Origin of the sequence: Chitinophaga vietnamensis, from assembly GCF_902167635.1 — a bacterium.
GTDB classification, from domain to species: Bacteria; Bacteroidota; Bacteroidia; order Chitinophagales; family Chitinophagaceae; genus Chitinophaga; species Chitinophaga vietnamensis.
On sequence record NZ_CABHMS010000001.1, the window covers coordinates 1084972 to 1097710 of the forward strand.

13 protein-coding genes are annotated in these 12739 nt (G+C 50.2%); 7 read left to right on the plus strand and 6 right to left on the minus strand.

Translation table 11 applies throughout. From position 1 onward, the window contains the following. Positions 1 to 123: 123 nt before the first annotated feature. Positions 124 to 1347, plus strand: coding sequence for an imidazolonepropionase (gene hutI, locus FPG75_RS04465; protein WP_143305343.1), 1224 nt, complete (start codon positions 124 to 126; stop codon positions 1345 to 1347). Next, positions 1347 to 2363, plus strand: coding sequence for a formimidoylglutamase (gene hutG, locus FPG75_RS04470; RefSeq protein WP_143305344.1), 1017 nt, complete (start codon positions 1347 to 1349; stop codon positions 2361 to 2363). Before hutI ends, hutG begins: the two co-directional genes overlap by 1 nt. A 1-nt stretch (position 2364) precedes the next feature. On the opposite strand, the gene FPG75_RS04475 is transcribed toward hutG, so the two are convergent. Continuing rightward, the gene (locus tag FPG75_RS04475; protein WP_143305345.1) at positions 2365 to 3201 is read right to left on the minus strand and encodes a CHAD domain-containing protein; all 837 of its coding nucleotides are present in this window, start codon (positions 3199 to 3201) and stop codon (positions 2365 to 2367) included. Between the two features lie 81 nt (positions 3202 to 3282). Here FPG75_RS04475 and FPG75_RS04480 point away from each other — a divergent pair, with 81 nt between their 5' ends. Continuing rightward, positions 3283 to 3876, plus strand: a complete 594-nt coding sequence (locus FPG75_RS04480; RefSeq protein WP_143305346.1) for a hypothetical protein — start codon at positions 3283 to 3285, stop codon at positions 3874 to 3876. 226 nt (positions 3877 to 4102) lie between these two features. Here FPG75_RS04480 and purU read toward each other — a convergent pair whose 3' ends face one another. Continuing rightward, positions 4103 to 4969, minus strand: coding sequence for a formyltetrahydrofolate deformylase (purU, locus tag FPG75_RS04485; RefSeq protein ID WP_143305347.1), 867 nt, complete (start codon positions 4967 to 4969; stop codon positions 4103 to 4105). A gap of 52 nt (positions 4970 to 5021) precedes the next feature. On the opposite strand from purU, the gene FPG75_RS04490 reads away from it, so the two are divergent. Both FPG75_RS04490 and FPG75_RS04495 read left to right on the plus strand, forming a co-directional pair. Continuing rightward, positions 5022 to 5513 (plus strand): metallophosphoesterase family protein, encoded by a 492-nt coding sequence (locus FPG75_RS04490; protein ID WP_143305348.1) that lies wholly within the window; start codon positions 5022 to 5024, stop codon positions 5511 to 5513. Positions 5514 to 5555: 42 nt separating this feature from the next. Beyond that, on the plus strand, positions 5556 to 6566 hold the full coding sequence (locus FPG75_RS04495) for a DUF4421 domain-containing protein (RefSeq protein ID WP_161596660.1): 1011 nt from the start codon (positions 5556 to 5558) through the stop codon (positions 6564 to 6566). Here FPG75_RS04495 and FPG75_RS04500 read toward each other — a convergent pair. Together FPG75_RS04500 and FPG75_RS04505 are read right to left on the minus strand one after the other, a co-directional pair. Continuing rightward, on the minus strand, positions 6563 to 7144 hold the full coding sequence (locus FPG75_RS04500) for an LOG family protein (protein ID WP_143305350.1): 582 nt from the start codon (positions 7142 to 7144) through the stop codon (positions 6563 to 6565). The two genes, FPG75_RS04495 and FPG75_RS04500, sit on opposite strands and share 4 nt — an antisense overlap. A 97-nt stretch (positions 7145 to 7241) precedes the next feature. After that, on the minus strand, positions 7242 to 9518 hold the full coding sequence (locus tag FPG75_RS04505; RefSeq protein ID WP_143305351.1) for an aconitate hydratase: 2277 nt from the start codon (positions 9516 to 9518) through the stop codon (positions 7242 to 7244). Positions 9519 to 9737: 219 nt separating this feature from the next. Between FPG75_RS04505 and FPG75_RS04510 the strand changes: the two genes are divergently transcribed. Then, positions 9738 to 9959 (plus strand): PspC domain-containing protein, encoded by a 222-nt coding sequence (locus FPG75_RS04510; RefSeq protein ID WP_143305352.1) that lies wholly within the window; start codon positions 9738 to 9740, stop codon positions 9957 to 9959. 168 nt (positions 9960 to 10127) lie between these two features. On the opposite strand, the gene FPG75_RS04515 is transcribed toward FPG75_RS04510, so the two are convergent. Both FPG75_RS04515 and kdsA read right to left on the minus strand, forming a co-directional pair. Next, entirely contained in the window at positions 10128 to 10535 is a 408-nt protein-coding gene (locus FPG75_RS04515) for a hypothetical protein (RefSeq protein ID WP_143305353.1), read from the minus strand. Between the two features lie 169 nt (positions 10536 to 10704). Continuing rightward, positions 10705 to 11520 (minus strand): 3-deoxy-8-phosphooctulonate synthase, encoded by an 816-nt coding sequence (kdsA, locus tag FPG75_RS04520; protein ID WP_143305354.1) that lies wholly within the window; start codon positions 11518 to 11520, stop codon positions 10705 to 10707. A 234-nt stretch (positions 11521 to 11754) separates the two neighbouring features. Between kdsA and FPG75_RS04525 the strand changes: the two genes are divergently transcribed. Next, complete coding sequence (locus FPG75_RS04525) at positions 11755 to 12693, plus strand: NAD-dependent epimerase/dehydratase family protein (RefSeq protein ID WP_143305355.1); 939 nt, start codon at positions 11755 to 11757, stop codon at positions 12691 to 12693. Positions 12694 to 12739: the final 46 nt, after the last annotated feature.

Genomic DNA, 12739 nt, shown 5'->3' on the forward strand with positions numbered 1-12739 from the left:
ATTAAATCAGGATTTTCGATTTGATCTTCGCGAATCCTTAAAAATCCTGATAAAAAAATCCTGGTAATCCTTTCAATCAAAATAATCCTGAGTAAGACAAACTTCGCTCTAATCCACCACACTATGTTAATCGGTCCTTTTGCCCAGATACTCCCCATGAGCGGCCTGCCGCTGAAAGGCGCATTGCAGGATGAACAATTGCCTGTCATTCCTGATGCGGGCGTTCTTATTGCAGATGGAAAGATCAGGGAGATCGGTGACTATAAAACACTGGCACATCAATTTCCGGATGAGGAGAAACTGTTCATCGATGAACCGATGGTATTGCTCCCCGGGTTTATCGATTGCCACACGCATATCTGTTACGGCGGTACCCGCAACCGCGATTATGCCATGCGTATCGCCGGTAAGTCTTATCTCGAGATTGCCCGCGCTGGCGGCGGTATCTGGGACTCTGTCACTAAAACGCGTATAGCCGACACCGTTACTCTTACAGAGGGCGTGGTAGCCCGCGCCGAACGCCACCTCCGCGAAGGGGTGACCACCATCGAGGTGAAAAGCGGTTACGGGCTGGATATGGCCAATGAGATCAAGATGCTGCAAGCGATCCGCCAGGCAGGGCAACATACGGCGGCTACCCTGGTACCTACCTGTTTGGCGGCACATATGAAACCGCGCGACTATGAAGGCACAGAAGAAGCTTATCTCAACTGGATACTGCAAGAGCTCCAGCCTGTGCTCAAAGCAGAACAACTCACTAACCGTGTGGATATCTTCATTGAAGAAACGGCGTTCTCAGTTCCTGCGGCAGCCACTTTTCTGAAACAGGCCATGCAGCAAGGCTTTGCAGCTACGGTGCATGCAGATCAGTTCAGTGCTGGCGGCGCCACAGTAGCAGTGGAAGCAGGCGCTCTTTCTGCGGATCACCTCGAAGCCAGCACCGATAAGGAGATAGCGCTGCTCGCCAAATCCGATACTGTTGCCGTAGTTTTGCCGGGAGCATCATTAGGGCTCGGCATGCATTATGCACCCGCACGCAAACTGCTCAATGCAGGCGCCTGCGTAGCCATCGCGAGCGACTGGAACCCGGGATCTGCTCCCATGGGCGATCTGCTCATACAGGCCGCTGTGATGAGCGCCGCAGAAAAGCTGTCTACCGCAGAAGTGTTGTCTGCCCTCACTTTCAGGGCGGCGCCTGCCTTACAGTTGCAACATGCCGGTCAGCTCGCAACAGGCTTCATCGCTGATATGCAGGCATATCCCACCAACGACTACCGGGATATCCTATATTATCAGGGTAAGATGAAACCCGCTATGGTGTGGAAAAAAGGAGAAACCATAAGATAATGGCAATAACAAAAGATTACTATCAGGCCGCTACCGCCGACAGCTGGACCGGCCGCAATGATGGCGCCGACGCAGATCTGTTGCGCTGGCACCAGGTAATAAAACCCGTAGACCTGCTCGCGGCGCCATTGCCGGCACTCGCAGCAGAACAGAAAGGCGTTGCCTTGCTCGGCTTCGCCAGCGATGAAGGCGTGCGCCGCAACAAAGGCAGAACCGGCGCTGCCGCAGGCCCTGCCGCCTTACGCAAGGCCGTCGCCAATTTCCCGGCACACTTCAGCGACAACACCATTCTGCTGGATGCCGGCGATATCCGCTGCATCAATAACGACCTTGAAGGCGCGCAGGAGATGCTCACCGAAGCCGTGAAAGCCCTGCTCCTCGCAGGATACCTGCCTGTATTGCTGGGTGGCGGCCACGAAATTACGTATGGCCATGCCCGTAGTATCAGTCAATATGCGCAACAGCAGCAGGGCCATGCCGGCTTCATCAACTTCGACGCGCATTTCGATATCCGCGTGCCCGGCGAAGAAGGGCCCAGCTCCGGCACCGGCTTCTGGCAGCTCGCGCAGGACGCCAAACAAACTGCACAACCTTTTAACTATCTCGCACTGGGCATCCAGAAGAACAGCAACACCCGCCAGCTGTTCAATATCGCCGGCGAAGAAGGCGCTACCTATGTAAGCGCTGATGCTTTTCACTTACAGGATAAAGACACGCTTTTCGCTGCCATCCAGCATTTCCTGGGGCAGGTGGATCATGTGTACTTAACCACCTGCCTGGATGTATTTGCAGCGCCTTTTGCGCCGGGCGTGAGCGCCACAGCGTATAATGGCATCCTGCCGGGAGGCCTGTTCCTCCAATGTTACAGGGCTATCATGAGCAGTGGTAAAGTGAGAGGGGTAGATATAGCAGAACTGAATCCTTCCCTGGATATCGATAACCGCACCGCCAAACTGGGCGCGGCCATCATCTTTGAAACGGTGATGGCGCATTGCGGAGATGATCAGCTGGATTGAATCATACACCAATAAATACCGGCGCCTGGCGCATATGTGCTATACATTGTGCCAGGTGTATCCGGGTATCTTTTCTGATCGCGTTCAGCAGTTGCGTGGCATTCACCGGCGGCGGCGCTTTTTCTTTTTTCAGCTGGCGGATACATTGCTGTACAAACAGCTGTAACTCGCTGGCATCATGCCATTCGCCCAACAGTTCCCCACCGGTTTTCGTAAATTTTACCAAACGCGCGCTGTGCTGATAGGATGCCAGCATCGGCGTCAGTATCATAAAGTGATAATAGAGATGTTTCGTTTTCTTTCTTAACGCATGCCATACGGTATGAGAGGCCTTTGTTTCCGGCGGCGCCAGCTGATGATATTGTGCGAACAGATGCGCCATCAGCTGCTGCGTGGCGGCCTTCACGTCAATATCTTTGGTGGCATGATGGAATTTGTCCGGCAAAGTCGCCAGGAATCCTGCTTTCACACGCTTCACGGCCGTATGCAGCAGCGTATTGGCATCCAGCTGTTTGTTTTGCAGCAGGAGATGGGCATACGAAAAGCGCCACTGTAGCGGCTTTTCATACTTCAATAAGGCTTTCTTTTTCAGCTGTGCATCACGGGAGAAGCCTGCGATGGTTTGCAGCAGCCGCAGCCTGCGCAGGTAAGAGCCGGCTTTGAAATGAAGGTCAGGCAGTTGCGAGGCGAGCTCAAAAAATGCGCGCAGCTTCTTCACACCGGTACGTAGTTCATGTACCGCATCGTGATCGGAGGGATGTTCCTGTAAGGTGCGATGGGCGGCCATCAGGGCATCACATTCCTGTTTGAGATAATCATACAGTATCGCTGGCAGCATCTTCTGAAGTTACGAAAAATCAGTATATCTACGTGTTGACGATTAATTATTTTGTGATAAGTTTGTGGCAAATCGTGTATTATGAAATTTATCCCCCAAACGGCGGCCGCCTTGCTGCTGGCCAGCTTCAGCCTCACTGCATCCGCACAGAAGATCAAATTGCAGAGTGGTGATCCTGCTCCCCTGAAAAACGAAAAAAAGATCAACGTAGAATTTACGTATGATCATCTTTCCGTAGGAAAGTTCGATAATGAAGAAGATTATATAAAAAAGAAAACAGAAGAATACAACAAGAAAGAATCCGGCAAAGGCGACGAATGGGCCAAGGCCTGGGTGCGTGACCGCGAAACCCGCTATGCGCCCAAGTTCGATTCTCTCTTCTCCGATAACAGCGATATGAAAGCCGGCGCCTTCAAAGATGCTAAATACACGCTCATTTTTCACACCACCTTTGTAGAACCTGGTTTCAACGTAGGTGTGATGCGCAAAAACGCTTACATCGATGCCGAAGTAACCATCGTGGAAAGCGCCAACCGCAACAACGTCATTGCCAAAATCTCCATCGATAACGCCCCCGGCCGCATGTTCGGCGGCTTCGACTTCGATACCGGCGATCGCATCGCCGAAGCCTACGCCGTTTCCGGCAAGAAACTGGCGCGGTTTATAGCGAAGTAGTGCGAAGGTTGTCTGGCTCAGGATTATACTGATTGAAAGGATTACCAGGATTTTTTTATCGGGATTAATAAAGATTAGAAAGATTTACGAAGATGATCTCGGTTATTGTCGCGAAGATCAATTCGAAATCATCTTCGTAAATCTTTCTAATCTTTATTAATCCCGATAAAAAAATCCTGGTAATCCTTTCAATCAGTATAATCCTGAGCCAGACAACCTTCGCATATCAAAACACAATCGTCTTATTCCCATACACAATCACCCTGTCATCGATATGCGCTTTTACCGCGCGGGTAAGCACTTGCCGCTCAATATCGCGGCCGAGCATCACGAGGTCGTCGACAGAGTGACGATGGCTTACGCGTGTAACGTCTTGTTCGATGATGGGGCCTTCGTCGAGTTCATTGGTGACATAGTGGGCTGTGGCGCCGATCAGTTTTACGCCGCGCGTATAGGCGTTGAGGTAAGGACGGGCGCCGGCGAAGGCCGGCAGGAAAGAGTGATGGATATTGATGATCCGCTGCGGGAATATGCCAACAAATTGCGGAGACAATATCTGCATATATCTTGCTAATACGATAAAATCAACTTCAGCATCTTGCAACAAACGCGTCATCTCCGCTTCCTGCACGGCTTTGGTGGCGGCGGTTACCGGAAGATAGTGGAATGGAATATCCAACGCTTTGCATTCCTTTTCGAGGATAGAATGATTAGAGATCACCAGCGGTAGGTCTACGCCCAGCTCGCCGCCACGCCAGCGCCATAAGAGTTCCAGCAGGCAATGGTCGTAGGCCGATACCAATATGGCCATCCGTTTACGGCGGTCGCTGTAATCGATGCGCCAGGCCATTTGCAGCGGGGTGGCCACTTCGCGCTGAAAGGCAGCTTCTAAAGCCGCCTTGCCCTCTGGTATCGACAACTGGCATTCCATACGCATAAAAAACAATCCTTCCTGCGGATCGGTGCTGTGTTGACTTGCATCGAGTATATTTGCACCCGACCGGTACAGAAACTGGGATACACCGGCTACTATGCCGGGCCGGTCAGGACAGGAAATCAGCAATCGGGCAGTGAGGGGAGTAGTCGCTAACATAAGCCCAAAATATAAAATTATCAGCTAAAGCAATAAAGATTCCGGGAGTGAAATGAAAACAATAGGTCTGATGTCGGATACCCACAGCTACCTGCATCCGCAGGTGCGTACCTATTTCAAAGAGGTGGACGAAATCTGGCATGCCGGCGATATCGGCGATGTTCGGCTGGCGGATGAATTGGAAGCCTTCAAACCCTTCCGCGCCGTATGGGGCAATATTGATGGTGCGGATATCCGTATCCGTTATCCTGAAACACAAGGGTTCACACTCGAAGGCGTGCGCGTGATGATGACGCACATCGGCGGCTACCCGGGAAAATATGCCCCCGGCATAAAGGAACAGCTGCAACAGGACCCGCCACAGCTCTTCATCTGCGGCCATTCTCATATTCTCAAGGTAATGCCCGATCCGGCATTGCAGCTCTTGCACATGAACCCGGGCGCCTGCGGCCAGCAAGGCTGGCACAAAGTGAAAACATTGCTGCGCTTCCAGCTCGATGCCGGACGCATACAAAACCTGGAAGTGATCGAACTACCTAAATGAACGACCGTAACAACGTATATGCATAAACGAATTTTACTTTTATTGTTGATTACCTGTTGGCAACTGCCGCTGGTGGCCCAGCACAAGATATTGAAGTGGTTGCATACGGAGAATGATTCCACCTATATCTCTGACCATTCAGAGGATATCACGTTCCGGCTCTACGGCTCCCGGAAATTTACCAGCTACGATATCAGGGATACCCGTACTAAAAAGCATATTCTTTACCGCCCCAATACGCCTTTCAATATCGGGGTAGGCTTTAACTATAAATTTATCGGTCTGAACCTCGGTTTCAATTTCCCTTTTATCAATCGTCATAATGACAAATATGGCCAAACGAAATACCTCGATCTGCAATCGCATATTTACCTGCGCAAACTGCTGGTGGATTTCTATGGCCAGTATTACAAAGGCTATTACATTGCCAACCCCGCCGATGTATTCAGCGAACGGTACAATGCAAGGCATCCCTATCCGCAGCGGCCGGATATCTACAATGTGGATGCAGGGCTGAATGTACAGTATATCTTCAATGATAAGAGATTCTCATACCGCGCGCCCAATCTGCAAAATGAATATCAGAAAAAAAGTGCCGGGTCATTTATTGTGGGAGGAGAAGTATTTTTTGTGAAGATCAAGGGAGATTCTTCGTTGATACCTAACAGGACGAACGACAGCGTTTTCCTGCATGATAAACATTTCAAGCGCACAGGCATCTCCAGCCTGGCGGCTAATGCCGGTTACGCCTATACGTTTGTGATCCGGAAACACTTTTTCCTGTCGCTGTCAGTGTCGGCGGCACTGGGCGCTAACCGTACCAAATTGTATCTCGTAAATGGCGATATAGACCGGCATATCGGCTGGCAGATCAACAACACGGTGAGGGCATCATTCGGGTATAACTCCAACAAATATTTTGCGGGCATTCACTACGTGGGAATGACCAACCGCAGTGAGATGTCGCTGCCGCATACCTTTCAAACCTTTGGCACCGGCAACTTCAGGGTGAGCCTGGTGCGCAGGTTTACGCTGAAAAAGCAATTCTTTTAGCTCTGCTCTTTAGATATCCACTTATGGCCGGCAGGGGCTTCATAGGCTTCCAGTTGTTCCAGCAAGCCGTTGATATCACTGCTATGCAGCAGCATATCGCGGCTGGCGGTGTTGAGGAAACCCTTTTCGTTCATAGTGGCGGCAAGCGCCAGCAGCGCGTCGTAGAAGCCGTCTACGTTCAGCAGCCCGATAGGTTTGCGGTGCAGGCCCAGTTGCCCCCAGGTGAGCATTTCAAATAATTCTTCCATGGTGCCGAAACCGCCGGGCAAGGCGATCACGCCATCGCACAGCTCATTCATTTTCATTTTCCGTTCATGCATGGTGTCTACCAGCAACAGCTCGGAAAGGCCATTATGCGCCAGCTCTTTCTGTTGTAAAAAATGCGGCAATACGCCGATCACCTGTCCGCCGGCGCGCAGGGCGCCATTGGCTACAGCGCCCATCAGGCCTACTTTGGCGCCGCCGTAAACGAGGCCGATCTGCCTTTGCGCGAGGGCCTCTCCAAGCGCTGTGGCAGCCGCTTCAAATACGGGTGCATATCCCATGCTGGAGCCGCAATAAACTGCTATACGTTTCATATCAATCCAGGGTTATAATTTCTGATGCAATATTTTTTCTGAATAAAAAAAACGGGCAGAATGTGCTTCTGCCCGTTCTCATATGCTTAAATTAAGATTAAGCTTTTGCTTTTTTGGCAGCTTCTGCGCGGATCACATTGAGTGCGCCGCCAGCTTTGAACCACTCGATCTGTTGTTCGTTGTAAGTGTGGTTTACTGCAAACTCGTCGGTGCTGCCATCTTTGTGATGCAATACAACGCTGAGTTGTTTGCCAGGGGTGAAGGTGGTCAGACCCACGATATCGATGTTGTCATCTTCCTGGATCTTATCGTAATCTTCTTTGTTGGCAAAGGTCAGTGCCAGCATACCCTGTTTTTTCAGGTTGGTTTCGTGAATACGTGCAAAAGATTTCACGAGGATCGCTCTCACGCCGAGGTGACGGGGCTCCATGGCTGCGTGTTCGCGGCTGGAACCTTCGCCATAGTTTTCGTCGCCCACTACTACCGCGCCGAGGCCGGCAGCTTTGTAAGCGCGCATGGTAGCAGGAACAGCGCCGTATTCGCCGGTGAGGGCATTCTTAACGGTATCTGTTTTATCGTTGTAAGCATTCACCGCACCGATCAGCATATTGTTGGAGATGTTGTCGAGGTGACCGCGGTATTTCAGCCATGGACCTGCCATAGAGATGTGGTCAGTCGTACATTTTCCTTTTGCTTTGATCAGCAGCTTCAGGCCTTTCAGGTCAGTGCCTTCCCATGCAGCGAAGGGCGCCAGCAGTTGCAGACGGTCGGAAGTAGGGGATACGATCACCTGTACGCCGCTACCATCGGCGGCAGGCGCCTGGTAACCGGCATCTTCTACTGCGAATCCTTTCACAGGCAGTTCAAAGCCGGTAGGTTCATCCAGCATTACCTCTTCGCCGTTTTTGTTTTTCAGTTTGTCGGTCAGCGGGTTGAAGGTGAGATCACCTGCAATAGCCAGCGCTGTCACGATCTCGGGAGACGCTACGAAAGCATGGGTAGATGCCAGGCCGTCGTTACGTTTCGCGAAGTTACGGTTGAAGGAAGTGATGATAGAGTTTTTGCGGTTCGGATCATCGATATGACGGGCCCATTGACCGATGCAAGGACCGCAGGCATTGGCCAGTACCACACCACCTACCTGGTCGAAAGTGGCCAGCAGACCGTCTCTCTCGATGGTAAAGCGCACCAGTTCAGAACCTGGTGTGATGGTGAACTCGGATTTCATATCCAGTTGTTTGTCGATCGCTTGTTTCGCCAGCGACGCAGAACGGGAGATATCTTCGTAAGAAGAGTTGGTGCAGGAACCGATCAGGGCTACTTCCAGCTTTTCAGGCCAGTTGTTTTCTTTCACGGCCTGTGCGAATTTGGAGATCGGCCATGCCAGGTCCGGTGTGAAAGGACCGTTTACATGGGGTTCCAGTTCGCTCAGGTTGATCTCGATCACCTGATCATAGTATTTGGCAGGATCAGCATAAACTTCTGTATCCGGGCGAAGGTGTTCTCTTACGCCATCGGCCAGGTTAGCTACATCCGCTCTGCTGGTCATTTTCAGGTAGTCTGCCATCTTGCTGTCGTAAGCAAAGAGGGAGCAGGTAGCACCGATTTCGGCGCCCATGTTACAGATCGTACCTTTACCGGTAGCGCTGAGACTATCAGCACCTTCACCGAAATATTCAACGATGCAGCCGGTACCACCTTTTACAGTGAGGATGCCTGCTACTTTCAGGATAATATCTTTTGCAGAGGTCCAGCCGCTCATTTTACCGGTGAGCTTCACACCGATGAGTTTCGGCATTTTGAGCTCCCAGGGCAGGCCAGCCATAACGTCTACCGCGTCGGCGCCGCCAACACCGATAGCCACCATGCCCAAACCGCCGGCATTAGGCGTGTGGGAGTCTGTACCAATCATCATACCACCGGGGAATGCATAGTTTTCTAACACTACCTGGTGAATGATACCAGCACCGGGCTTCCAGAAACCGATACCGTATTTGTCAGAGATGGAAGAAAGGAAATCGTAAACTTCTTTATTGGTGTCAATAGCGGCTACCAGGTCTTGTGTGGCGCCCACTTTGGCTTGTATGAGGTGATCACAGTGTACAGTGGAGGGAACCGCGACTTTATCACGACCACAGGTCATGAACTGGAGCAATGCCATCTGGGCAGTTGCATCCTGCATTGCTACACGGTCGGGCGCAAATTCAACATAGGATTTGCCTCTTTCAAAAGGCGTGGTAGTAGGTGCGAACAGGTGTGCGTATAAAATCTTTTCGGCAAGTGTGAGCGGGCGACCTAACATCTTCCGGGTCGCTTCCACCTTACCCGGTAGTGCCGCATACACTTTTTTAATCATGTCAATATCAAACACCATGGGAAAAAAATAATTTAAGAGCGGTTAAAAATTGCAGGCAAAATTAACTAAAAACAACAAGTTTTTAAATTAATTAGTAATGAACAAGTCAATGTACACGCCTCTTTCCCCGCTTTTCAAGGGCGGGCCGCACTTTCAGCGCAGTGGAAACTCCGGTGAGCACAATCGTCACCCCTGTTTTTGCTTGTTTTTCCCGACGGAAAATGATAAATTTGAAACATGAACCGGATTAAAGATTTTGTGGAATGGAACGCATTTGGTGTATGCGCCGCCATCGGGAACAAACTCGGGGTAGCTACATCGCGTATCCGTATCTTCTTCATATATGCCAGCTTCCTCACCATGGGATCTCCTCTGATCATCTACATGATCCTCGCTTTCTGGATGAATATGAAAAATTATATCCTGAACGCCAGGAGAAACCCGCTACGATATTTGTAATTACGGATTACGAATTAAGAATTACGGCCCACCTGGTAAAATAATTATGAATTACGAATTAAGAATTACGGCCCACCCGATAAAATAATTACGGATTACGAATTAAGAATTACGGCCCACCCGGTAAATCTACCAGGTGGGCCGTAATTCTTAATTCGTAATTCGTAATTATTCCAGTGAATAGTTCGTCATCTGATGATAGTGATTCTGGAGCTCATTCAGCGTAATGCTCTCCCGCAATACCCGCGTTTCATCGCGGTAATGCAGCGTAAGCCTGGGATCATGGCCTTCGCCATACCAGCGCACAGAGAACGGCCCGCGGATGTATAAGGTGCCTTTGCCGTTGCCAGACTGTGTTTCATCTACATGAAACTGTAATCTCAATAATTCTTTCTCCGTAAGATGGATCGGATATACATTGTCCTGATCATACCAGAGATCATTGCCATCATCGGAGGTATGAACCAGTATCTTTTTATCTTCATGCAGAACCTCTAAAACTTTGCCCTCTCTTTCAACACCTGCATAATTGGTAATAACAGTATCTCCTGGTTTAACATGGTGCAGATTAATCATAGTGCTGATTTTAGTGTGCTATGAATTTACATAAAATAATTACGAATTACGAATTAAGAATTACGGCCCACCCGATAAAATAATTACGAATTACGAATTAAAAATTACGGCCCACCTGGCAAATCTACCAGGTGGGCCGTAATTTTTAATTCGTAATTCGTAATTATTTTTATCGTACTACTTTGCGGAGCTCTACCAGTTTTTCCAGCAGTTCTTCCAGCAGTTCGAGGCGCAGCATATTGGCGCCATCGGATTTTGCTTTGGAAGGGTCCGGATGCGTTTCAATGAAAAGGCCGTCGGCGCCGGTAGCGATGGCCGCTTTGGCGATCGTGTTGATCATCTGCGGATTGCCGCCGGTAACGCCGCCCGGCTGGTTAGGCTGCTGCAATGAATGCGTACAATCCATCACCACCGGCTGGCCGAAATGCTTCATGATAGGGATGTTGCGGTAGTCTACCACCAGGTCCTGGTAACCGAAAGTGGTACCACGTTCCGTGAGGATAATATTTTTGTTGCCTGCTCCTTCGATCTTTTCCACAGCAAATTTCATCGACTCGCCACTGAGGAACTGGCCTTTTTTCACATTCACTACTTTGCCTGTTTCAGCAGCAGCAATGAGGATATCTGTCTGGCGGCAGAGGAAGGCAGGTATCTGCAACACATCCACGTAAGCCGCTGCCATGGCCGCTTCGGCGGCAGAGTGAATATCAGAGGTCACCGGCACCTTAAAGGTCTGTCCCACTTTCTGCAAAAGATCCAGCCCTTCTACATCGCCGATACCGGTAAAAGAATGCGCACTCGTGCGGTTAGCTTTGCGGTAGGATGCCTTGAAAATATAAGGAATGGAAAGTCGTTTACAGATGGCCGTTACCTTTTCTGCTACAGTCATCAACAGGTCTTCATCTTCTATCACACAAGGACCAGCGATCAGGAAAAAATTCTCGGGATTATATTGCTCTTTGAACAACGATTTTAAATGCTTCATAATTTTATAACTATTGCGTCAGTAATCGAGTGGCAAAGGTAACCAACATTCATCGGATTTTCCCCTCGTTTCCTTTGAATGTCATAATATTGTAATCCTCTTGCGGGCCAGCCCACCAGGGCGGGTTTTTATTGTTATAGCATTGTCATGCGCACGGGGCCATTGCGCGGAAATAGCGGTGAACCTGTTAATATTACGGTCCGAAATTTAAAATGCTTACAATTACAAGTTTGTATGAAGAAAGATAAGATCCTGGTTATAGGCGCCTGCGGACAAATAGGCGTGGAGCTGACCCTGGCGTTAAGGAAGATGTATGGCGATGCCAATGTACTGGCATCTGACCTGCGTGAAGAACATGAGCTGCTGAAAGGCACCGGCCCTTATGTGTCGCTGGATGTGATGAACAAAGAGATGCTGCACGTACTGGTGATCCGTCATAACATTACCCAGATCTATCTGCTGGCCGCCATCCTCTCGGCTACCGGCGAAAAAAATCCGCTGCTGGCATGGCATATCAACATGCAAAGCCTGCTCAACGTACTGGATATCGCCAAGGAAGAGAGCCTCGATAAAGTGTATTGGCCCAGCTCCATCGCGGTATTCGGTCCCAATTCCCCTATGGAAGCAACGCCGCAGCATACCATCATCGAACCTACTACCATCTACGGTATCAGCAAGTTTGCCGGCGAACGCTGGTGCGAATACTACAACCACCGCTATGGCGTGGATGTACGCAGCCTGCGCTACCCGGGACTGATCAGCTACAAATCAGCGCCAGGCGGCGGTACCACCGATTACGCCGTAGAGATCTTCCATGAAGCAAGAGAAAATAAAAAATATACCAGCTTCCTCTCCGAGAACACTTACCTGCCCATGATGTACATGCCCGACGCCATCCGCGCTACCATCGAACTGATGGAAGCCCCGGCAGACCGCATCTCCGTACGTTCCGGCTACAACCTCTCCGCGATGAGCTTCTCTCCAAAAGAGATCGCTGCCGAAATCAAAAAACATATCCCGGAATTTACTATCAGCTACCAGCCAGACTACCGCCAGCAGATCGCCGACGGCTGGCCTAACAGCATGGACGACAGCCTCGCCCGCAACGACTGGAACTGGAAGCCGGAATTTGACCTGGCGAAGATGACGACGGATATGCTCCAACATATTTAGATTACAATAAAAAGAAGAAGGGATTGCCCGCAGCTGCGGGCAATCC